This is a genomic window from Ruegeria sp. CG8 (assembly GCF_056537165.1).
The window spans coordinates 1,123,041-1,143,391 of record NZ_JBQFRA010000001.1; the positions used below are offsets into that span (position 1 = coordinate 1,123,041).

Genomic DNA, 20,351 nt, shown 5'->3' on the forward strand with positions numbered 1-20,351 from the left:
GCTCGGCACATCTGGACCTGACCATGACCTCGCCCTATCACTGGGGTCCAAGACGATGTGACAGGGCGAGGCCATGAGCAATTTGATTGCAGTAGAAGATCTGACCGAGGATCAGGCTCGAGAGGAGTTGGCACGTCTTGCGGAACTCCTGCAGCGGGCCAACGACCTGTATCACGGTCAGGACGCGCCCGAGATCTCGGATGCCGAATATGATGCCCTGAAACTACGGAATCTCGAAATCGAGTCGCGCTTTCCGCAGCTAAAGCGCACCGACAGCCCCAGCGATCAGGTTGGTGCGCGGCCGGTGGACGGTTTCGGCAAAGTGACCCATGCGGTCCGCATGATGTCGCTTGGCAACGCATTCGACGATGAGGACGTAGCAGACTTCGTTCGGTCCGTTCGAAACTATCTTGGGCTGAGCGAAGAGGCGCCCCTCGAATTCACGGCCGAACCAAAGATCGACGGTTTGTCGCTGTCCTTGCGTTATGTGGACGGCGAACTGGTGCAGGCGGCAACACGGGGCGATGGGGAAGTTGGCGAAAACGTCACGGCCAATGCGTTGACCGTTTCAGATATCCCTCAAAAGATCGCCGACGCGCCCGGGATCCTGGAGGTTCGCGGCGAAGTCTATATGTCTCATGACGATTTCGAGAAGCTGAATGCCAAGCAGGCAGAGGCGGGGGCGAAGTTGTTTGCGAATCCGAGAAATGCGGCCGCCGGTTCGCTACGCCAGCTTGACCCAGAAGTTACGCGCGCAAGGCCCCTGCGGTTCTTCGCCTATGCCTGGGGCGAACTGTCCGAGCCGTTGGGAACCACCCAGTCATCTGCGTTGGATCGATTGAAGTCCTTTGGCTTTTCCACCAACGACCTGACTGCCGTTTGCAGCTCGACCGCGCAAATGCTGGAGCACTACCGCGCAATCGAAGAGCAGCGCTCTACGCTTGGCTATGACATCGACGGCGTCGTCTACAAAGTGAACGATTTGTCGTTGCAGGCCCGTCTTGGGTTTCGCTCGACCACACCAAGATGGGCGATCGCTCATAAATTTCCTGCCGAACTCGCCTGGACCCGGCTTGAGGCGATTGACATTCAAGTTGGCCGCACCGGCGCGCTTAGCCCGGTTGCGCGGCTGCACCCGGTGACGGTTGGCGGTGTGGTCGTGTCCAATGCAACCTTGCACAACGAAGACTACATCGCCGGTCGGGATTCGAAAGGCGAACAGATCCGCGACGGCAAAGATATACGTGTTGGCGATTGGGTGCAGGTGTACCGCGCCGGCGATGTGATCCCAAAAATAGCCGACGTCGACCTGAGCAAAAGGCCGGAACAAGCTGTCCCGTTTGAGTTTCCGACGAAATGTCCGGAATGCGGCAGCGACGCGATCCGCGAGGAAGGCGACTCGGTGCGCCGCTGTACCGGAGGGGTGATCTGCCCGGCGCAAGCGGTCGAGAAACTGAAGCACTTCGTTTCCCGCAAGGCGTTTGACATCGATGGGTTGGGGGCCAAGCAGATCGAAATGTTCTACAACGACCCGGACCTGCCGATCCGTACGCCGGCAGACATTTTCACATTGCAAAAGCGGGACGCTGCAAATCTGAACAAGCTGGCCAACCGAAAAGGCTGGGGCAGTCAGAGCGCCGCAAAACTCTTTGCCGCGATCGAGGAAAAGCGGACAATTCCGCTGGGCCGCCTTCTGTTTGCGCTGGGTATTCGACACCTTGGTGAAGCCGCCTCGAACCTGATCGCCAATCACTACGGCACGTGGGACGCGTTCGAGCAGGCTGTCACGGCTGCCAGCCAATTCAGCGGACCCGAATGGGATGAACTGCTGAATATCGACGGCGTCGGTGAAGTCATGGCCCGGACCCTGGTTTCGACATTTGCTCAGGACGCAGAGCGCCAAAGCATCGATGCGCTGGTCGCCCAACTGAACGTACAAGAGGCCAAACGGCCGGATACATCGGGCAGCCCAGTCGCGGGAAAAACGGTTGTCTTTACGGGTACGCTCGAAAAAATGACCCGGGCCGAAGCAAAGGCCCGCGCGGAAGCCTTGGGGGCCAAAGTGGCTGGCTCAGTCAGCGCAAAAACGGACTATCTGGTGGCCGGCCCCGGCGCAGGTTCCAAGGCCAAGAAGGCGGCAGAGCTGGGGATCGAAACCTTGGATGAAGACAGCTGGCTGCAGTTGATCGGGGACGCATGAGCGGCCGTCCAGAGCAACTGTTCCCGCTTTTTGCAGGGCTCGAGAGGCTGGATGGTATCGGTCCCAAGACCGCACGCCTGCTGGCGCAGACCGGGCTGGAAACGCCACGCGATCTGCTGTTTGCATTGCCATATGCAGTGGTTGACCGGCGGCGGCGTGATACGATCCGGGGCGTCGATCTGCCCAAAACACTCACGGTGGAAGTCACCGTCGGCGCCCACCGCCCGCCGCACAACAGGGGCGGAGCCTATCGGATTTTCGTGCAGGACAGTCAGACCGATTTCCAGCTGGTCTTCTTTCACGCCCGGGCCGACTACCTGAAAAAGGTCCTGCCTGAGGGGGCGAGACGGGTGGTGTCCGGCAAGCTCGAACTGTTTGACGGTACAGCGCAAATGGTTCACCCGGACCACATTCTGCCGGTCGAACAGGCGAACAGCATCCCCGAGTTTGAACCGGTCTATCACCTTACCCAAGGTGTCACCCAAAAGACGGCCTACAAGGCGGCGCAAAGCGCGCTGGCACGCCTGCCAGATTTGGCGGAATGGGCGGATCCTGCACAGGTTGCCCGCCAGAGCTGGCCGACCTGGGCCGATGCAGTCCGGGCGGCTCACACACCGCAAGGTGCCGATGACGTGGCAGCGTTTGCTCCCGCGCGCGAACGTCTGGCCTATGACGAACTGTTCGCCCATCAACTGACTCTGGCTCTGGCCCGACTGCGAGAACGCAAAACTCGTGGAACCGTAAGTGTCGCGACCGGGGCGTTGCAGACCCGTGTACTGGATGCGCTTCCGTACAAACCCACTGGGGCGCAGTTGCGTGCCATACGCGAGATAACCGAGGACATGGGTGCTCCGACCCGAATGAACCGCCTGCTGCAGGGGGACGTCGGATCCGGCAAGACACTGGTTGCGTTCATGGCGCTTCTGGTTGCGGTAGAGGCCGGTGCTCAGGGTGTCATGATGGCTCCGACCGAGATCCTCGCGCGCCAGCATCTGGAGGGCCTTCGCCCCCTGGCCGAGGACGCCGGCGTGGTTCTCGAAATCCTGACGGGACGGGACAAGGGGTCCGAGCGCAAGGCGAAGCTGGCCGCGCTCAAGGCGGGTGACATCCAAATTCTGGTGGGCACTCACGCGGTTTTCCAGAACGATGTGGCATTCCATGACTTGCGTCTGGCGATTGTCGACGAACAGCACAGGTTCGGTGTCCGCCAGCGGATGGAGCTCTCTGAGAAGGGACAGGGGGCCGATGTTCTGGTCATGACAGCCACACCGATCCCACGCAGCCTTGCGCTTGCACAATATGGGGATATGGACGTCTCGGTCCTGGATGAGAAACCGCCGGGACGCAAACCGGTCAAAACTGCGATTGTCAGCACTTCGCGCATGGAGGAGGTGGTCGATCATCTGCGCCGCGCGATCGAAGACGGAAAGCAGTGTTATTGGGTCTGTCCGCTGGTCGACGAATCCGAGGTCTCCGACCTCACAGCGGCCGAGGAACGGTTCAAACACTTGCGGGCCCAGCTGGGTGACGGAATCGTCGGCCTTGTGCACGGACAGATGCCTCCGGCCGAGAAAGATGCGGCAATGGCCGCCTTTCAGGACGGGCGGACCAAGGTTTTGGTTGCGACGACGGTCATTGAGGTGGGGGTAAACGTCCCCAACGCCACGATCATGGTCATTGAGCGGGCGGAAATCTTCGGGCTGGCCCAGTTGCACCAGCTACGCGGTCGGGTCGGACGCGGGCATGACGCGTCAACCTGTCTGTTGATGTATCAAGCGCCGCTCAGCGAAGGGGGCCGAAGACGGCTGGAAGTTCTGCGGGAAACCGAAGATGGATTCAGAATTGCCGAAACGGACCTCGAGATGCGCGGGGCAGGGGACCTGATCGGGACCGCTCAATCCGGTCTTCCCCGGTTCCAGATTGCCGACCTAGAACGGCAGGCTGGACTTATGGCTGTTGCCCAATCTGACGCGCGTGCGCTGCTGGCTTCGGATCCGAAATTGACCTCGGAACGAGGTCAGGCCGCGCGTGTTCTTCTTTGGTTGATGAAACAGGATCAGGCCATCCGTTTGATTTCAGTGGGTTAGCGAGTTGCGCGCAAAAAGTTCACAAATGTTCTCATAAAGTTCTTTACTGACCCCCGGAAATATGAGAACAAAAGGTCAACAAAGGATTAATTCCCGACCGGAGGTGAAACATGCTGACCCAGATCAAAAGTGCTTTCAGCCGTTCGCAAGCCACGCTTTTGCAGGATGCAGCCGGCGTAGCTTCGCTGGTTGTCATGCTGATGGTGGCGCTTCACGTGCCCGTCGGGTTCTAAGCCTTTCTGCCTGCGATCTCGTGCCGATCAACCCGCGTATGTCATCCCCATTTCAGTCAAGGGTGACCTGCCTGTCCCAAACCCCTTGAAGGGGCCGTGCCTCGGCCCCACGCGGTAATCCGGACCCCACGCGAGAAACGCATTGACTGCCGCCGCCCTTTCCGCCCGGAAGGAGCGGCGGTTTTTTTACAATTGACCGGTTTTGAAGATCTCAAGCAGGGCTGACAGGACCGAGTTGACGGCCACCGAGGCCAGAATCATTCCCATGACCCGGCTGATGATTGCCGCCCCCGAATGACCGATCAGCCGGATGATTGGCTCGGCCAGTAGCATCAACACAAAGGCGCAGGCCAGCACGGACAGCATGACCAGCGCAGTAATGCCCTGATCCGCCACGCTGTAGCGGTGGTTGTCCGTCAGAATGACGATGGCCAGCATAGCACCGGGTGAGGCCAATGACGGGACCGCCAAGGGGAAGATCGCCGGGTTGTGCCTGTGCAGCTTGTCTTCCATGTCTTCTTCGGCCTGGCGCTGTTCGATTTCCTGTTTGCTTTCACCAAAAATCATCGTCAGCGCGAACAGGAACAGGATGATCCCGCCGGCGACCTGAAACGAGTTGAGGCCGATATCCAGCGCCTCGATCAGCAATTGTCCAAAGACCAGAAAGAACAGAAGGATGCCGGCGCTGATCAGTGCGGCCAGCAAGGCAGTGCGCCGGCGCGCGGCGGCTTCGATACCCGCAGTGACGGCAATGAAAACCGGGATGGTTCCGATCGGGTCGATGACGACCCACAAGGTTACAAAATGTTCCAGAAGGTTGTTCAATTGGCTTCTCCGTCAAATTGGTCAGGAGGTTAGCCGCCTTCGATTCAAAAGACCATGTTCAGGCGCAGTTGGCTTGTTCGGCCTTCTCGAAAGCCTCGGCGATCGCGTCCAGGGCAAGCATGATCGACGCGTGCCGGTTCTTGTAATCGCGGGCGGGCCGCAGAACTTCCAGTTCGTCAAACGGCGCATCCGGGGTGGGGCCGTCACTCTTGAGCATGGCCGCCAGCTGGTCGCGCGCGGTTTCGATTTGGGGGCGGGTTGCCCCGATGACCGATGCACCGACCACTGCCGCTGCGGCCTGACCCAGTGCGCAGGCTTTCACGTCCTGACCAAACTCGGTAATCCGGCCGTCCCGCACTTTGATGTCCACGGCAACTGTCGAGCCGCACAAGGGCGACCGTTTCTTGACGGTCGCATCCGGATCTTCCAACCGCTGCAGGTGCGGAATGTCGGCCGCCAGCGCCAGAATGCGCCCGGAGTAGAGCTTGATCAGGTCGGTTTCGCCGGACATGGGTTTCCCTCGGTGGATGTTCCCCATACATAGTGGCCATGTTCTGGGATGCAAAAGGTTTTTGCGATGTCGCGCTCTGCTACGTTCGACCCGTCGACGCTCAAATTCAATGAGGCTGGGTTGGTCCCGGCCATCGCGCAAGAGGAGAGCACCGGCGAGGTTCTCATGATGGCTTGGATGAACGCCGAGGCGATCCGAAAGACGCTGGAAACTGGGCGCGTCACCTATTGGTCGCGCTCGCGCCAGTCCTTCTGGGTCAAGGGAGAAAGCTCGGGACACGTACAGGAGTTGGTGGATTTTCGCGTCGATTGCGATCGGGATTGCCTGTTGGTTCTGGTACGACAAAGCGGCCCCGCTTGCCACACAAACCGCCGAAGCTGCTTCTACACCGCCGTCCGGGACGGGGAAGAGGTCGAATTGATGTCGCCGATGGCCTGAGGGCGCCTAGCGGGCCTAAAGACCGACCATTGCGCGGACGTCTTCGGGCGTCGCTCCTTCGGTCCGGTATTTCGCAATCGCCCTGGCGTCGTCTCGCTTGGCCAGCCGTTTTCCCGTTTCGTCCCGGATCAGTCGGTGATGGTGATAGGTGGGCGTCTCCAACCCCAACAAGCGCTGCAGCACCACGTGAATCCCGGTTGCGTCAAACAGATCCTGACCGCGAACCACATGTGAGATGTTCTGGGCGGCATCATCCAGAACGACTGACAGGTGATAGGACGTGCCCATACCCCGCCGGGCGAGGACAACATCGCCGACGCCGTGCAGCATCTGTTCGTCCGACAATTCTATCCAGCCAGTCGCGCCATCCGGACCGGACCCGGTCTCGTGAAACCTCAACCCGGTGGCGTCCCTCGCGATCCGGCGCAGCGCTTCGGACGTATTGAGGCGCAGGGCCACATCCTCCGGGATCGCGGACTGCACCTGATATGTCCATTTTTCACGGCATGTTCCGGGATATATGACGCCGTCAGGTCCGTGCAGAGGAAACCCTTCCTGCGGCGCACTGGCGGCGGCCGCGATATCCTTGCGATTGCAGGTGCACGGATATAGCAGCCCTTGGGACCACAGCCGGTTCAAGGCCCGCCGATAGAGCGGCATACGATCGGATTGCCGCAACACAGGGCCAGGCCACGTCAAACCCAACCACGTCAGATCGTCATAGATCTGATCCTCCCAATGCCGACGCGCCCGGGACTGATCGATATCCTCGATCCGCAGCAGGAACGTGCCGGAGTTTCGGTCAGCGAGGCCATACGCAAGCAATGCAGAATACGCATGACCAAGATGCAATGGTCCGGTTGGAGATGGGGCAAACCTTGTGGTGAATTTCACGTCTTTTCAACGATATATACGTCGGATTTCAAGTCCAGACCTGGCAGGTGCGGTCCGTGTTCACGAAACAGGAGGCGCGCCGCTCCCATGTCCAGCCATTCGTTCAGGCGCCCGGTATAGCCGGGGTCGTCCAATGTATGGTCGTTGAACGAAAACGCCAGCAGGCCACTCTTTGGCAAGACTTTCATCAGCATGTCGAATGTCTGGGGCGGCGCGGCGCCGGCGCCGATCACTCCGATCGCGGCGATTGCCTTGTATGCCCCCGTCTCCAACGGGTTGGGATCGGTGATGTCGATGGCAGCAAGGTTGCGGTAGACGCCCTTGGCAGCAGCACCTTTCAGCATCTCGGGTGTCGGATCGACGCCGTCGATTGCCCGGTATCCGACCTTGTGCAAGGCGACACCGGACAATCCGGTCCCGCAGCCATAGTCAAGGATAGGTGTGTCCGGTTCCGGCAACTTGGACCACAACGCCTCGGCCACGCGGCCCGGCGTGGCATACCCGTGCTCGGCCACCTCATCTTCGTAAGAGGCCGCCCATTTCTGGTAATGCGCCTGGGTTTCCTGCGGCGTGTTCAGATCATATGTGTTTTTGAGGAACTTCTCGCTCATGCCGTCAGTTTAGGCGCGTGGCCCGGTCCGCGTCCAGTCAGCTTTGCGTCAGCCACTGCTGCCATGCCTCCTTGGCGCGATCGGTATAGGCTTTGTAGCGATCCTTGCGGCCGCGCCGTCCGCCTTTCAATCCGTCGACCGGTCGGAACAAACCAAAATTCACGTTCATAGGCTGAAAGGTCTTGGCCTCTGCGCCGCCGGTGATGTGGTGGACCAGCGCGCCCATGGCGCTGTCCTGCGGAACCGGGGGCAGGGGGTGGCCCAGAATCTCGGCAGCCGCCAGACGTCCGGCCAGCAGGCCCATCGCGGCGCTCTCGACATATCCTTCAACCCCGGTGATCTGCCCGGCAAATCGGATGTTTGGCTTGGATTTCAGGCGCATCTGCGCATCCAGCAAGGTGGGCGAGTTGATGAAGGTGTTGCGATGGATGCCGCCCAGACGGGCAAAACTGGCATTCTCGAGCCCCGGAATCATCCGGAACACCTCGGTCTGTGCGCCATATTTCATCTTGGTCTGAAACCCAACGATGTTGAACAGCGTGCCCAAAGCGTTGTCGCGACGCAGTTGAACCACGGCATGAGGTTTTACGTCCGGCTGATGCGGATTGGTCAGGCCCACCGGTTTCATGGGCCCGTGGCGGAGGGTCTCGCGCCCACGCTCGGCCATCACCTCGATCGGCAGGCAACCATCGAAATAGCCGGCGGTTTCACCTTCGTGGAACTCGGTCTTGTCCGCGGCCAGCAGGGCGTCGATGAAGGCCTCGTACTGGTCACGGTCCATCGGACAATTCAGATAGGCAGTACGCTCTTCCTCGGTCTCACCCTTGTCGTAGCGCGACTGCATCCACGCCTTGCTCATGTCGATCGTGTCAGCGTAGACGATCGGGGCGATCGCGTCGAAAAAGGCCAGCGCCTCGGCCCCGGTCTCGCGCTGGATCGCTGCGCCCAACGCTGGCGAGGTCAGCGGACCGGTGGCAAATATCCAATGTCCATCGTCCGGAAGCGTGGTGATTTCCTCACCGGTGACGGTGACGCGTGGATGCGCCTTCAGTTTTGCTGTCACCGTTTCGGCAAAGGGTTCACGGTCTACGGCAAGAGCACCGCCCGCAGGAAGTCGGTGGGCGTCAGCCGTGGTCATGATCAACCCATTGGCCGCGCGCATTTCCCAATGCAGCAAACCAACGGCGTTCTGCTCGTCATCATCAGACCGGAACGAGTTGGAGCAGACCATCTCGCCCAGGTTGCCGGTTTGATGCGCAAAAGTGCCCACTTTGGGGCGCATTTCGTGAATCACGACGTCCACGCCCATTTCGGCGGCCTGCCAGGCGGCCTCGGATCCGGCCATTCCGCCGCCAACGATATGCAATTTCTGTGTCATGTGCGTCCAAATAGGGCAGGTGGCCCGCGCGTGCAACGGCCATCGAAAACTGCCACCAACAAGGCAGCAACGCTATGATTTTATTGGGAAGTCTTGGGGTCGCCGCTGCGGGAATGTCTGCGCCGGTGAGAGAAACCAGCTTGGAGGGACCTTCCGCCCACGGCGACCCAAAAGATAGTGAGGGCCTCAGCCCTGTCTCAGCTTTGCCACAGAGATGCCCTTTTGAAAAGTGCAAAAATGCGAACAGTCGATAATTTTAGCCATAACAATTGCGTCATTGGGTCCAATTTGGTGAACGTTTTTCGATAAATGCGGAAATACCTTCCTCGGTATCCCGGTGCAGCATATTTTCGGCCATTACGCCGCCGGTATAGGCATATGCCTGATCCAAAGGCATCTGAAGCTGCTGATAAAACGCCTGTTTCCCGATCTTTACCGCCGCGCCCAGCTTGGAGGCCAACTGCTCGGCCAACGACAGGGTCTCATGCTCCAACAGCGCTTCCGGAACGACACGATTGACCAGGCCCAGCTCGGCGGCCCGCTCCGCTGGTATGAAATCACCGGTGGTCAGCATCTCAAACGCCAGTTTGCGCGGAATGTTGCGGCTCAGCGCCACCATCGGCGTCGAGCAGAAGAGACCAATATTCACGCCATTGACGCCGAATCGCGTTCCTTCGGCTGCCACGGCCAGATCGCAGGTCGCCACCAGTTGGCAGCCGGCGGCCGTTGCAATGCCATGGACCTGCGCGATCACCGGTTGGGGCAGGGATTGGATCGACATCATCATGCGGGCGCAGCGATTGAACAGATCGGTGAAGTAGGCCTTGCCGCCATCTTCGGCCTGCCGGCCTGCGGTCATCTGCTTGAGGTCGTGACCGGCACAAAACGCCTTGCCTGCCCCAGACAGTATCACGGCGCGGATCGTACGATCATCGCGCAGGGTATCCAGTTCAGATTGCAGCGCCTCCAGCATTTCGTCGCTCAGCGCATTCAGCCGCTCGGGCGTTTTCATTTTCAGATGAGCGATCGCGCCCGTGTCGTTACGTTCCAAAATTGCCATCTTGCCCTCCTGCCGGCTGTGGGGCCAACTCTAGGTCGGCAAATCGAGGAGGGGAAGCATGTCATTGGCAATGAACAAGGAAGAGCTGACGGAATATCTGGCGCAGGTCTTCCCGCAGGTGCACAAGGATTTCGTCGTCATGGATCTGACCGACGACTCGATCCGCATGCGCCTCGTTGTCGAAGATCGGCATCTGCGTCCGGGCGGAACCGTGTCCGGGCCTTCGATGTTCGCCCTGGCCGATGTCTGTGTCTATTCAATGGTTCTGGCGCGAAAGGGTCGTCAATCCCTGGCCGTGACCACCAGCAGTTCCATGGATTTTCTGCGCAAACCTGCCGGTGGGGCCGACATGATTGCCGAGTGCAGGTTGCTGAAACTGGGGCGTACGCTGGCTGTTGGTGACGTCCTGATGTACTCGGAAGGGCAGGAGGCGCCGGTGGCACGCGCCAGCATGACCTACTCACTGCCACCTGCCGGCTCCGCCGCAGCTGCGTTCGGATAAAAAAATGCCGGGGACAAGCCCCGGCACAGGAAGAGGTCCCGTAATTGGGACTGGGGATATTCTAGACAAGCCAGAATTGGCGGCGTGCTTCGCGGTCAGCCTCAAAGCGCGTCAGCCCGACATCCTTCAGCAGACGGTCATCCAGCCTGCTCAGGTTGACGCGGCTGCGGCGCCGGCGTTCCCATTGGGTGACAGTCGCCGCAAAACGCACGGCCAGCGCAGCAATCAGAGGCAGCCGGGGGCTGTCGTTCAGCAGCAAGAGGGCGGCGTTGTGCATTGCGCGTGTCATGGTAAGTATCCTTTCAAATTGTATTGACACAAAGCATAAATGTTCGGTACATTACTGTGATACATTCAGGATTGTACTGAACGCAAAGGAAGAATTGTAATGGATACAATTTGGCCGACAGACCTGCCAAAATCCAAGGGGCCAAAGTACACACTGGTCGCAGATACAATTCGAAAAGCCATCGAAAACAAGCAGCTGGAAGTCGGGGTGAAGCTTCCTCCGGTGCGGGAACTGGCGTATCGATTGCAAATCACACCGGGAACGGTCGCCCGGGCCTATTCCATTCTGACCGAGGAGGGGTTGCTGCAGGCCGAGGTGGGGCGTGGTACATTCGTGGCACCACCGAAAATGCCATTGCTGGACGATGTCTGGTCACGGCAGCTTCATCTTCGCGACGACAAGTATGACGCCAATGTCAGCCTGTTCAGCCCGCGACTGCCAGATGTCGGACAGGTGTCCCTGATACGGTCATGCCTTGCCAAGGTGGCGCAGGGGGATCCGAAGATGTTCATGAACTATCCCACCCGCGACGCTTACCTGCCTGTACGCCAGGCGGTCGTTGATTGGCTCTCCGACTTGCCGCTGGGCGCTTTGAACGCCGATGACATCGTTCTTACGCATGGCGGGCAAAGCGGACTGTGCGTCGTGTTTCAGACCGTTCTGCGCGATCCGAAACCCGTTGTTCTGGTCGAGGACCTTTCTTATGCGGGATTCCGTCGCGCCGGTGAGTTGATGCGCGCTGAAGTTGTTGGTGTGAAAATGGACAAATGGGGTATCAGCCCGGATGCGCTGGACCACATCCTTCGTCAAACTCGGGCGCAAGCGATCTGCGTGTCGCCCGAAGTTCAGAATCCGACCGGTGGGCATTCGCCTCTTGAACGCCGCAACGAGGTGATCGAGATCGCCCGCCGCCACGATCTGCAAATCATCGAAGACGATTGCTATCGTATGGGCGAGGCGCGCGCGCCCAGCTACAGGGCTCTTGCACCCGAACGCGGCTGGCACGTGTCGTCGATTTCCAAGACCCTCACGCCGGCGTTGCGCGTGGGGTTCGCCATCGCTCCGCGGGAACGCAGCGGAGACCTGCGCCGATCGGCGGAATACGGGTATTTCGGATTGGCGCAACCATTGGCGGAACTGACCCGCTTGCTCCTCAGTCACCCTCAATCCCGGCAAATGGCGCGGGATGTTCGCGCGAAGATGGGTGAGTATGTACGGGTGGCCGTCAATGCACTGGGTGGCTTCAATCTGAACTGGGACGCCGACATTCCCTTTGTCTGGCTAAGCCTGCCCTCCGGCTGGCGTGCTGCAGCCTTCAGCAGAGCCGCCGAGCGGGAGGGCATTCAACTCCGATCGGCAGATGAATTCGCGCTGAGGGATGGACGAGCGCCAAATGCCGTGCGCATTGCCATGAACGGGCATGTCTCGCTGAAGCAGTTCGAATCCGCCATGCTGCGTCTGCGCGCCTTACTGGACAATCCCCCCGAACAAATCAGCGTTTGATTTGGGGTAAATAGATACCTATTTTATAAGCTGATGTTTTATAATAATTAATTGGACGCTACCATTCTTGACGTGCACTTACGGGCCGTCTAAATACCCATCCATCGAATTCGGGCCGGTCCACCTTTGGGGCGGCCTTTCACATCAAACAGGATTGTCCTGACATGAAAACCTTCTCTGCAACTCCTGCAGACATCGACAAGAAGTGGATCCTGATCGACGCCGAGGGCGTTGTTCTGGGCCGTCTTGCCTCGATCGTCGCCATGCGCCTGCGTGGCAAGCACAAGCCGTCGTTCACCCCGAACATGGACATGGGCGACAACGTCATCGTCATCAACGCCGACAAGATCCAGATGACCGGCAAGAAGCGCGACGAGCACTTCTACTGGCACACTGGCCACCCGGGCGGCATCAAGTCGCGCACCAAGCAACAGATCCTGGAAGGCGCGCACCCCGAGCGTGTGGTCTTTCAGGCCGTCAAGCGCATGCTGCCGGGCAACCGTCTGTCGCGTCAGCAGATGACCAATCTGCGCATCTATGCCGGTGCCGAGCACCCGCACGAAGCCCAGGCCCCCGAAGTTCTGGATGTCAAATCCATGAACAAGAAAAACACCCGGAGCTAATGACCGATGGCTGATCAGATCAATACTCTCGAAGAGCTGAGCGCCGTCGCAGGCGTTGAAACCGTGGCCGAAGAAGTTGTTGTGCGCGAGCCCGTGCGTGACGAACTGGGCCGCTCCTATGCAACCGGCAAGCGTAAGGACGCTGTTGCCCGCGTTTGGATCAAGCCGGGTTCCGGCAAGGTCACCGTGAACGGCAAGGACCAGGACGTGTATTTCGCACGGCCCGTTCTGCAGCTGATCCTGCGCCAGCCGTTCCAGGTTGCCGGTGTCGAAGGTGAATTCGACGTTGTGGCAACCGTCAAGGGCGGTGGCCTGACCGGTCAGGCCGGTGCGGTCAAGCACGGCATCTCGAAAGCGCTGCAGCTGTACGATCCCAGCCTGCGCGGCGCGCTGAAGGCAGCCGGCTTCCTGACCCGCGACAGCCGCGTCGTGGAACGGAAGAAATACGGCAAGCGCAAAGCCCGCCGTTCGTTCCAGTTCTCGAAGCGTTAATCTACTCGCATCTCGAGAAACAAGTATCTGGGCGCCTGCGCAAGCGGGCGCCCTTTTGCATGTGCATTATGCAACAAGCCACAAAAGAAATTTGCCTTCGGGTACAATGCATTTGGCCAAGCAGCTTCGGTGTAAGAACATCTCCCGGTGGCTGCATCGATTTCACGACAGCGGATCGTTTGCCGGCACGTCAACAAGAAACAGCAGACTCCGGGACAGCAATGGACGACAAATCGATTGACCAAATTGTCGAACACTCGATCCTTGGGAGTTCGAATAGACAAGAGCTTTGGGTCAATCTGGTCGCGGGACTGGAGTGTCGAACGATTTGTGAAGTAGGTGTCTGGAAAGGGCGATTTGCCGAAGTATTGCTGAACGGCGTCCCATCAATCGAGAGCTACACCCTGGTCGATCCTTGGCGCAACCTCCCCGATTGGAACAAGCCTGCGAACAAGTCGAGCATTGAGTTCGAAGGCATACGGAACGAAGCGCTGACCCGCGTCGCACCTTTCAAGACCAAAGTGGTCGAGATCCGAGATACGACGAAAAACGCTCAATCACGAATACCTAATGGCTCTCTGGATATGGCCTATATTGACGGCGATCATACGCTGCGCGGGATAACCATCGACCTCTATTCGATGCTGCCCAAAATAAGACCGGGAGGTTTCATCGGTGGGGACGATTTCACCAAGTCGATCTGGCAACACTCCGAAGAATTCAGCCCCAGCGAAGTGTTCCCATACGCCATCTATTTTTGCGAGGCGCATGATTTGCCGATTTACACTTTGCCGTTTGATCAGTTCATGATCGTCAACACTGCAACCGGCTTTCGCGTGGTCGATCATGGCGAATACGCGGGTTTGGAACCGAGAGAAATCTACAGTCGTCCAAAGAGGCGTTCGTTCAGGGACAAGTTGAAAAAGATATTCAAGTCTTGAAACCGGAAAGGGGCTGCGGCCCCTTTCCGTTGAGCTATGGGTCGTGGTTTTACTCTTCGTAGACCATTTTCCACGCGCCGTTTTCCACCACGTTGACGTAGACCGTATCGGCGCCCTGATGGTCATCGGGGCCAAATGTCATGTGGTTGCCGACCAGTTCATCCTGATAGTCCAGCGTCTCCATTGCCGCGATAAAGCTTTCCTGGGTCAGGTCGGGGCCTGCCGCCTCCAGCGCCTTGACCATCATTTCGGCCGCGGCATAGCCCAGCATCGAAAAGCCCACCGGGTCTTCGCCGGTGGCGGCCTTGTATTCCTCGATGAAGGCCTTGGGGGCGGGTTCATCCGCGCGAGCCCACAGGTCCTGCCACGAGGCGGCGGCGTAGAAGCCGTCGGTCACGCCACCCGGCACCTGTGCCACCACGGTCAGGAAGCTGGCCGAGGTACCCAGGAACTTCATGTCCGTCAGGCCCATCTTCTTGGCGGTACCGACCACGGTGATGGCCTGCCGCACGCCCAAGGCGATGGTGACGATGTCGCAGCCTTCTTCCTTCAGCTTGCTCAGCGAGCCCACGAAATCGGTTTCGTCAGGTTTATGAGTGGTTTCCGCGGCAAAGGTAATGCCGGCTTCCTTGGCGCCTTCCTGGCTGCCTTCCAGGATTTCCTTGCCGAAATCGGTGGGCAGATACATCGTGCAGACCTTGTCGCCGCCGAATTCCTGCGCCAGATATTTCACGCCCACGCGCGCCTGGTCGTAATAGCTGGAAAACGAGGTGAACTTGTTCTTCATCGGCTCCTGCAACATCTGCCGCGCGGCCGACAGGGGGGCGACGTTGGGAATGCCTTTGGGGTCCAGCAGTTTGAACCCGGCCAGGTTCATCGGCGTGCCCAGCGATTGCAGCATGGCAAACACCTTGTCGCGGTTCAGCAGTTTGTTGTAGCCCTGCATCGCGCGCGGCATCTGGTATCCGTTGTCCTCGACCACATAGCGGATCATGCGGCCATGCACGCCGCCATTGGCGTTGACCCGGTCAAACACCACGTTCGCGCCCTTGGTGGCAGGAACCCCGACAGCGGCGAAAATGCCGCTGAGGTCATTGACCGACCCGATGACGATTTCGTCGTCGGTCACGCCTTGCGTTTCGGCCCAGCCCATCGAGGCCAGGGCGGATAGGGCGGTTGCCGCCGCCAGCCGTCTGATTGCTTTGGTCATGTGTCTTCCTCCCTTGGGATTGATCCCTGTTCTATTTGTACATGTCTTCAATGAGATGCGCGTGCTTCTTTTCCACCAGGCTGCGTTTCAGTTTCATCGTCGCGGTCAGTTCGTCGTCTTCGGCGGTCAAAAGCACGTCGATCAGACGGAAATCCTTGATCTGCTCGACCCGCGCGAATTCCTTGTTCACGGCCGCAACCTCGGCACCGATCAGTTCGCGCACCTCGGCCGCAGCGCAGAGCGAGGCGAAGTTCGAGAACGGCACCTTGCGGTCCTGCGCGAACTTCTCGACGTTTTCCTGATCGATCATGATCAGAGCCGTCAGGTACTTGCGGCGGTCGCCGATAATCACCGCGTCCGAGATGTAATGCGAGAACTTCAACCGGCTTTCGATCTCGGCCGGGGTGATGTTCTTGCCGCCGGCAGTGATGATGATGTCCTTGAGGCGGCCGGTGATGGTGACATAGCCGTCCGCGTCCACGTGCCCCATATCGCCGGTGCGCAGCCAGCCGTCGGCGGTGAAGGTCTCGGCGGTTTTGGCATTGTTTCGCCAATAGCCCTGGAACACGTTCAGGCCGCGAATCTGGATTTCGCCCTCGTCCGAGATGCGCAGGTCGATCCCCGGTGCGGGCTTGCCGATGGTGCCGATGCGGTTGGCCTCGGGCGTGTTCAGCGAGGCGATGCCCGAGGTCTCGGTCATACCGAAGCCCTCGACCAGAGGCACGCCGATGGCCCAGTACCATTTCAGCAGCTCGGGCGAGATCGGGGCCGCACCGGACCCGCCGCGCCGAAGCCGGTCCATGCCCAGCATCCGGCGCAGGTTGCGCAGCACCAGCCGGTCCCACAGCCAGAAATTCGCGGCCACCGCCGGCGGCACCGGTTTGCCCTGCAGGATGTAGTCGGCCCGCTTCATCCCGGCCTTCAGCGCCATGCCAAAGGCAGCACGCCCGGCCGGGGTGGCCTCTTGCGCCATGATCAGCACCTGCGAATAGATCTTCTCCCACACGCGCGGCACGGCGGTGAAGGTCGAGGGCGACACTTCCTGCAGGTTGGCAAAGACCGTCTCGGGGCTTTCGGCGAAGTTCACCGTGCATTTCGAAGCCAGCGGGAAATAGATCGACACGTCGCGTTCAAGGATATGACACAGCGGCAAAAAGCAAAGCTGTTCGTCGGTTTCCAGCGCGGGCAAGCAGCGTGCGCCGCATTCGATCGCGGCCATGATGTTTTCGTTGCTCAGCATCGCGCCCTTGGGCATGCCGGTGGTGCCCGAGGTATAGATCAGCAGCGCCGTGTCCTGCGGCGTGGCCAGCGCGATTTCAGCCTCGAAGCGGCCCGGTTCTTCGTGCTCGGCTTCCCGGCCGAGGGCGTAAAGATCTTCGATCATCATACAGCGGGGATGGGCCAGGTCGTGCAAGCCTTCGTCTTCAAGGATGATGACCTTCAACAGGCCGGGCACCTCGTCTTCGATGTCCAGGAATTTGTCCAGCTGCTCTTCGTCTTCGACGATCAGAAAGCGGCTGTCGCTGTCATTGACCAGGTATTTCAGCTGGCTGGCGGAATCGGTGGTGTAGACGCCCGACGCGATGCCGCCGACGCATTGGATGCCCAGATCGAACCACGCCCATTCCTTGCGGTCCTCGGACAGGATCGAGACGACCTCGCCGCGTTGCAGCCCCAGCTTGCGCAGCGCCAGCCCGATCAACTTGGCGTGCTGCCAGTAGTCGGCCCAGGAATAGGATTTCCAGATGCCCAGATCCTTTTCCCGATGCGCGGTGCGGTCGCCCAGGGCGGCGCAGCGTTTCTGGAACAGCTCGGGGATGGTTACGCAGCCATCGACCCGCACGGGGCGCTGGCCGGGGGTGGCGTTGAACTGGACGCCGTTGATGGTGGTCTGCGGGGGCAGGGTGGTCATGTTCATCCGGCTCACCTCCACGTCTTCTTGCGTTTCCAGCGGCGGTTTTCCCGCGCGCCTTCCTCCTGCACGCCCAGATAGAAGTTCTGGATGTCCTCGGATCGCATCAGCACGTCGGCGGGGCCGTCCATCACGATGCGCCCGACCTCCATGACATAGCCATGATCGGCCAGTTCCAGCGCGGCGTTGGCGTTCTGCTCGACCAGCATCATGGTCATGTTCTGCTCGTCATTCAGGCGTTTGAGGATGCCGAAGATCTCTTGGACCAGCAGCGGCGACAGGCCCAGCGAGGGTTCATCCAGCAGCATGATGCGCGGGTTGGCCATCAGGCCGCGGCCGATGGCCAGCATCTGCTGCTGCCCGCCCGACAGGGTGCCGGCCTCTTGATTTCGGCGTTCCTTCAGAACCGGGAAGTAGGAAAACACCAACTCGCGGTCGCGCTCGATCTGGGCCTTGTCATGCAGGGTATAGGCCCCCAGGCTGAGGTTCTCGTTCACCGTCAACAACGGGAACACCTCGCGCCCCTCGGGCACATGCACGATGCCCTTTTGGACGATCTTGTGCGGCTCCAGCCCCTGGATTTCCTCGCCGTCGAAGGTGATCGTGCCCTTTTCCGGGTCCATCACACCCGAAACGGTCTTCATCAGCGTCGTCTTGCCCGCCCCGTTGGCGCCCAGGATCGAGACGATCTGGCCCGGGCGCACTTCCAGCGACACGCCGCGGATCGCCATGATCGGGCCATAGAAGCTTTCGATGTTGCGGATGCTCAGGATCGGTGCGCTCATGAAGCTTTCCCCAGATAGGCTTCGACGACGGCGGGGTGCGATTGCACCTGCGCCGGTGTCCCAAGGCCCAGTTTCGCCCCATCGGCCATAGCCAGCACCCGGTCGGACACGCCCGAGACCAGCCCCATGTCATGTTCAACCATCAGCACCGTGATCCCCATCTGCCGCCGGATGTCGTCGATCCACCAGCGCATGTCGGTTGTTTCCTCGACCGACAGCCCCGAGGCCGGTTCATCCAGCAGCAGCAGCTTGGGGTCGGTGGCCAGCGCACGCGCGACCTCGACAACCTTGCGCACGCCGTAGGGAAGCCCGGCGATCATCTTGTCTCGATAGGCCTGCAGATCGAGGAAATCGATGATCTCTTCGACCTTCTCGCGGTTCTCCAGCTCTTGCCGGCGGGCCGAGGGGGTAAAGAACACCTCGGACAGCAGATTGGTCCGCCGGTGGCGGTGCCGCCCGACCAGCAGGTTCTGCAACACGGTTGCATGTTCGAACAGCTCGATGTTCTGGAAGGTCCGCGCAACTCCATAGGCGGCCACACCCGAGGGCTTGACCTGAAGCAGATCGTGCCCGTCGAACCGGATCTGGCCCGCGTATGGGTCGTAGAAACGCGAGATCAGGTTGAACACCGTGGATTTGCCCGCCCCGTTCGGCCCGACGATGGCAAAGACCTCGCCTTCTTCGACCGAAAAGGACAGATCGTTCACCGCCGTCAGGCCACCGAATTTCAGGGTGACGTTCTCGAATTCCAGCAGGCTCATCTCAGGCGCTCCGTCTTGAGATAGGATTTCTGCCGCTTGAACATGTCCTTGCGGTAGAAGGGGAACAGCTCGAACCAGGTGCGGATTTTCAGCCATCGGCCGTAGATGCCCATCGGCTCGAACAGGATGAACCCGATCAGGATCATGCCGAAGATGCCGAATTCAAGCCCCGGAATGGCGACGGTTCCGCCACCGAACAGGGCGGCTGCGTATTCCTTGGCGATCGACAGGAACTGCGGCAGAAACCCGATGACGATGGCGCCCAGAAACGCGCCGTGGATCGAGCCCAGTCCGCCGATCACGATCATCATCAGCAGCTGGATCGAGATCACAACGCTGAAGGTTTCGTTGTTGAAGGCCCCGGCATACAGGCCCATCAGCGCCCCCGCCCATCCAGTCACGGCGCAGGACAATGCGAAAGACACGGTCTTGGTGCGCGCGATGTCGATGCCCATCGCCTGCGCGGACACTTCCGAGTCGCGCACCGCGATGAAGCTGCGCCCCAGCGGCGTACGCAGAAGGTTGATATAGCCCAGCGTGACCAGAACCGTGACGGCCAACACCAGCCAGTAGAACTGCTCGGGCGTGCCCCAGCGGTCGACCAGATGGCCGAAAATCTCGACCCCGCCCATGTACTTGCCCGCGACACCGCCGGTGATCGGTTCCGCCAGAACGATGAGGTCGTCCATCAGGATCGACAGGGCCAGGGTGAAGATCGCCAGATAGATGCCGTGCAGCCGCAGGGCAGGGATGGCGACCGTGACCCCAGCGATACCGGTCAGAATGCCGGCCAGAGGAAAGGCCACCAGAAACGGCACGCCGGACTCGATCAGAATCACGTTGGCATAGCAGCCAAAGGCCAGAAACGCCGCGTGGCCCAGGCTGGCCTGGCCTGTATGCCCGGTCAGGATCATCAGACCCAGCCCGGCGATGGCCCAGATCAGAACGTTGGTCAACTCTCCCAGATAGAACGCGTCCAGCCACCACGGCGCGGCAAAGACCACCGCCAGCAGGATCAGGTAGAGCGATAACTGGTATCCGTCCTTCCAGGGGCGGATGTCTTGCATGTAGTCGGTTTTGAAAACGATCCTCATGC

The 20,351-nt window shown here is 60.0% G+C and carries 21 protein-coding genes; 9 read left to right on the top strand and 12 right to left on the bottom strand.

Annotation, left to right across the window (positions count from 1 at the left end):
• Positions 1 to 73: 73 nt before the first annotated feature.
• The 3 genes from ligA to ACR0EF_RS05515 all read left to right on the top strand — a co-directional run bounded on the left by ligA (position 74) and on the right by ACR0EF_RS05515 (position 4,520).
• Positions 74 to 2,200, top strand: coding sequence for an NAD-dependent DNA ligase LigA (ligA, locus tag ACR0EF_RS05505; protein WP_170367081.1), 2,127 nt, complete (start codon positions 74 to 76; stop codon positions 2,198 to 2,200).
• Positions 2,197 to 4,287, top strand: coding sequence for an ATP-dependent DNA helicase RecG (recG, locus tag ACR0EF_RS05510; RefSeq protein ID WP_170371084.1), 2,091 nt, complete (start codon positions 2,197 to 2,199; stop codon positions 4,285 to 4,287). Before ligA ends, recG begins: the two co-directional genes overlap by 4 nt.
• Positions 4,288 to 4,397: 110 nt before the next feature.
• On the top strand, positions 4,398 to 4,520 hold the full coding sequence (locus ACR0EF_RS05515) for a hypothetical protein (protein WP_261391793.1): 123 nt from the start codon (positions 4,398 to 4,400) through the stop codon (positions 4,518 to 4,520).
• Between the two features lie 186 nt (positions 4,521 to 4,706).
• Here the strand turns inward: ACR0EF_RS05515 and ACR0EF_RS05520 are convergent, their stop codons facing one another.
• Both ACR0EF_RS05520 and ACR0EF_RS05525 read right to left on the bottom strand, forming a co-directional pair.
• Positions 4,707 to 5,345, bottom strand: coding sequence for a MarC family protein (locus ACR0EF_RS05520; RefSeq protein ID WP_093962021.1), 639 nt, complete (start codon positions 5,343 to 5,345; stop codon positions 4,707 to 4,709).
• Positions 5,346 to 5,403: 58 nt separating this feature from the next.
• Positions 5,404 to 5,856, bottom strand: coding sequence for an iron-sulfur cluster assembly scaffold protein (locus tag ACR0EF_RS05525; RefSeq protein WP_170339242.1), 453 nt, complete (start codon positions 5,854 to 5,856; stop codon positions 5,404 to 5,406).
• A gap of 48 nt (positions 5,857 to 5,904) precedes the next feature.
• Between ACR0EF_RS05525 and hisI the strand changes: the two genes are divergently transcribed.
• Positions 5,905 to 6,294 carry a phosphoribosyl-AMP cyclohydrolase gene (hisI, locus tag ACR0EF_RS05530; RefSeq protein ID WP_170357778.1) on the top strand — a complete coding sequence of 130 codons (390 nt, stop codon included), beginning with the start codon at positions 5,905 to 5,907 and terminating at the stop codon, positions 6,292 to 6,294.
• Positions 6,295 to 6,309: 15 nt separating this feature from the next.
• On the opposite strand, the gene gluQRS is transcribed toward hisI, so the two are convergent.
• The 4 genes from gluQRS to ACR0EF_RS05550 form a co-directional block, all read right to left on the bottom strand.
• The gene (gene gluQRS / locus ACR0EF_RS05535) at positions 6,310 to 7,188 is read right to left on the bottom strand and encodes a tRNA glutamyl-Q(34) synthetase GluQRS (protein ID WP_170371083.1); all 879 of its coding nucleotides are present in this window, start codon (positions 7,186 to 7,188) and stop codon (positions 6,310 to 6,312) included.
• A complete protein-coding gene (locus tag ACR0EF_RS05540; RefSeq protein WP_170357782.1) occupies positions 7,185 to 7,799 on the bottom strand; it encodes a class I SAM-dependent DNA methyltransferase in 615 nt (204 codons plus the stop codon). Before ACR0EF_RS05540 ends, gluQRS begins: the two co-directional genes overlap by 4 nt.
• A 37-nt stretch (positions 7,800 to 7,836) precedes the next feature.
• Complete coding sequence (gene trmFO / locus ACR0EF_RS05545) at positions 7,837 to 9,177, bottom strand: methylenetetrahydrofolate--tRNA-(uracil(54)-C(5))-methyltransferase (FADH(2)-oxidizing) TrmFO (protein WP_170371096.1); 1,341 nt, start codon at positions 9,175 to 9,177, stop codon at positions 7,837 to 7,839.
• A 274-nt stretch (positions 9,178 to 9,451) separates the two neighbouring features.
• A complete protein-coding gene (locus ACR0EF_RS05550; protein WP_170371094.1) occupies positions 9,452 to 10,237 on the bottom strand; it encodes an enoyl-CoA hydratase in 786 nt (261 codons plus the stop codon).
• 58 nt (positions 10,238 to 10,295) lie between these two features.
• Between ACR0EF_RS05550 and ACR0EF_RS05555 the strand changes: the two genes are divergently transcribed.
• Entirely contained in the window at positions 10,296 to 10,739 is a 444-nt protein-coding gene (locus tag ACR0EF_RS05555; protein WP_093962028.1) for a PaaI family thioesterase, read from the top strand.
• 61 nt (positions 10,740 to 10,800) lie between these two features.
• Here ACR0EF_RS05555 and ACR0EF_RS05560 read toward each other — a convergent pair whose 3' ends face one another.
• Positions 10,801 to 11,028 carry a DUF1127 domain-containing protein gene (locus ACR0EF_RS05560; RefSeq protein ID WP_170371092.1) on the bottom strand — a complete coding sequence of 76 codons (228 nt, stop codon included), beginning with the start codon at positions 11,026 to 11,028 and terminating at the stop codon, positions 10,801 to 10,803.
• Positions 11,029 to 11,127: 99 nt separating this feature from the next.
• Between ACR0EF_RS05560 and ACR0EF_RS05565 the strand changes: the two genes are divergently transcribed.
• The 4 genes from ACR0EF_RS05565 (at position 11,128) to ACR0EF_RS05580 (ending at position 14,587) form a co-directional block, all read left to right on the top strand.
• Positions 11,128 to 12,531, top strand: coding sequence for an aminotransferase-like domain-containing protein (locus tag ACR0EF_RS05565; RefSeq protein ID WP_170339228.1), 1,404 nt, complete (start codon positions 11,128 to 11,130; stop codon positions 12,529 to 12,531).
• 164 nt (positions 12,532 to 12,695) lie between these two features.
• Positions 12,696 to 13,154: a 50S ribosomal protein L13 gene (rplM, locus tag ACR0EF_RS05570; protein ID WP_170339225.1), complete on the top strand. Its 459-nt coding sequence runs from the start codon at positions 12,696 to 12,698 to the stop codon at positions 13,152 to 13,154.
• Between the two features lie 6 nt (positions 13,155 to 13,160).
• The gene (gene rpsI / locus ACR0EF_RS05575; RefSeq protein WP_005983014.1) at positions 13,161 to 13,646 is read left to right on the top strand and encodes a 30S ribosomal protein S9; all 486 of its coding nucleotides are present in this window, start codon (positions 13,161 to 13,163) and stop codon (positions 13,644 to 13,646) included.
• 221 nt (positions 13,647 to 13,867) lie between these two features.
• Positions 13,868 to 14,587 carry a class I SAM-dependent methyltransferase gene (locus ACR0EF_RS05580; protein ID WP_170371075.1) on the top strand — a complete coding sequence of 240 codons (720 nt, stop codon included), beginning with the start codon at positions 13,868 to 13,870 and terminating at the stop codon, positions 14,585 to 14,587.
• 49 nt (positions 14,588 to 14,636) lie between these two features.
• Here the strand turns inward: ACR0EF_RS05580 and ACR0EF_RS05585 are convergent, their stop codons facing one another.
• From ACR0EF_RS05585 to ACR0EF_RS05605, 5 genes are read right to left on the bottom strand one after another with little or no spacing between them, the layout of a single operon-like run.
• On the bottom strand, positions 14,637 to 15,797 hold the full coding sequence (locus ACR0EF_RS05585) for an ABC transporter substrate-binding protein (protein WP_170367091.1): 1,161 nt from the start codon (positions 15,795 to 15,797) through the stop codon (positions 14,637 to 14,639).
• Between the two features lie 31 nt (positions 15,798 to 15,828).
• Positions 15,829 to 17,715: an AMP-dependent synthetase/ligase gene (locus ACR0EF_RS05590; RefSeq protein ID WP_170371090.1), complete on the bottom strand. Its 1,887-nt coding sequence runs from the start codon at positions 17,713 to 17,715 to the stop codon at positions 15,829 to 15,831.
• 5 nt (positions 17,716 to 17,720) lie between these two features.
• Positions 17,721 to 18,494: an ABC transporter ATP-binding protein gene (locus ACR0EF_RS05595; protein WP_170371069.1), complete on the bottom strand. Its 774-nt coding sequence runs from the start codon at positions 18,492 to 18,494 to the stop codon at positions 17,721 to 17,723.
• Positions 18,491 to 19,255 carry an ABC transporter ATP-binding protein gene (locus ACR0EF_RS05600; RefSeq protein WP_170371087.1) on the bottom strand — a complete coding sequence of 255 codons (765 nt, stop codon included), beginning with the start codon at positions 19,253 to 19,255 and terminating at the stop codon, positions 18,491 to 18,493. Before ACR0EF_RS05600 ends, ACR0EF_RS05595 begins: the two co-directional genes overlap by 4 nt.
• Entirely contained in the window at positions 19,252 to 20,349 is a 1,098-nt protein-coding gene (locus ACR0EF_RS05605; protein ID WP_170363483.1) for a branched-chain amino acid ABC transporter permease, read from the bottom strand. The genes ACR0EF_RS05600 and ACR0EF_RS05605 overlap by 4 nt, the downstream gene beginning before the upstream one ends.
• Positions 20,350 to 20,351: the final 2 nt, after the last annotated feature.

What these genes read in the sequence shown, in the direction of transcription:
- ligA (WP_170367081.1), top strand. Translation starts at nt 74, where the DNA reads ATGAGCAATTTGATTGCAGTAGAAGATCTGACCGAGGATCAGGCTCGA.
- recG (WP_170371084.1), top strand. Translation starts at nt 2,197, where the DNA reads ATGAGCGGCCGTCCAGAGCAACTGTTCCCGCTTTTTGCAGGGCTCGAG.
- ACR0EF_RS05515 (WP_261391793.1), top strand. Translation starts at nt 4,398, where the DNA reads ATGCTGACCCAGATCAAAAGTGCTTTCAGCCGTTCGCAAGCCACGCTT.
- ACR0EF_RS05525 (WP_170339242.1), bottom strand. Translation starts at nt 5,856, where the DNA reads ATGTCCGGCGAAACCGACCTGATCAAGCTCTACTCCGGGCGCATTCTG.
- hisI (WP_170357778.1), top strand. Translation starts at nt 5,905, where the DNA reads ATGCAAAAGGTTTTTGCGATGTCGCGCTCTGCTACGTTCGACCCGTCG.
- ACR0EF_RS05540 (WP_170357782.1), bottom strand. Translation starts at nt 7,799, where the DNA reads ATGAGCGAGAAGTTCCTCAAAAACACATATGATCTGAACACGCCGCAG.
- trmFO (WP_170371096.1), bottom strand. Translation starts at nt 9,177, where the DNA reads ATGACACAGAAATTGCATATCGTTGGCGGCGGAATGGCCGGATCCGAG.
- ACR0EF_RS05550 (WP_170371094.1), bottom strand. Translation starts at nt 10,237, where the DNA reads ATGGCAATTTTGGAACGTAACGACACGGGCGCGATCGCTCATCTGAAA.
- ACR0EF_RS05555 (WP_093962028.1), top strand. Translation starts at nt 10,296, where the DNA reads ATGTCATTGGCAATGAACAAGGAAGAGCTGACGGAATATCTGGCGCAG.
- ACR0EF_RS05560 (WP_170371092.1), bottom strand. Translation starts at nt 11,028, where the DNA reads ATGACACGCGCAATGCACAACGCCGCCCTCTTGCTGCTGAACGACAGC.
- ACR0EF_RS05565 (WP_170339228.1), top strand. Translation starts at nt 11,128, where the DNA reads ATGGATACAATTTGGCCGACAGACCTGCCAAAATCCAAGGGGCCAAAG.
- rplM (WP_170339225.1), top strand. Translation starts at nt 12,696, where the DNA reads ATGAAAACCTTCTCTGCAACTCCTGCAGACATCGACAAGAAGTGGATC.
- rpsI (WP_005983014.1), top strand. Translation starts at nt 13,161, where the DNA reads ATGGCTGATCAGATCAATACTCTCGAAGAGCTGAGCGCCGTCGCAGGC.
- ACR0EF_RS05580 (WP_170371075.1), top strand. Translation starts at nt 13,868, where the DNA reads ATGGACGACAAATCGATTGACCAAATTGTCGAACACTCGATCCTTGGG.
- ACR0EF_RS05585 (WP_170367091.1), bottom strand. Translation starts at nt 15,797, where the DNA reads ATGACCAAAGCAATCAGACGGCTGGCGGCGGCAACCGCCCTATCCGCC.
- ACR0EF_RS05590 (WP_170371090.1), bottom strand. Translation starts at nt 17,715, where the DNA reads ATGAACATGACCACCCTGCCCCCGCAGACCACCATCAACGGCGTCCAG.
- ACR0EF_RS05595 (WP_170371069.1), bottom strand. Translation starts at nt 18,494, where the DNA reads ATGAGCGCACCGATCCTGAGCATCCGCAACATCGAAAGCTTCTATGGC.
- ACR0EF_RS05600 (WP_170371087.1), bottom strand. Translation starts at nt 19,255, where the DNA reads ATGAGCCTGCTGGAATTCGAGAACGTCACCCTGAAATTCGGTGGCCTG.
- ACR0EF_RS05605 (WP_170363483.1), bottom strand. Translation starts at nt 20,349, where the DNA reads ATGAGGATCGTTTTCAAAACCGACTACATGCAAGACATCCGCCCCTGG.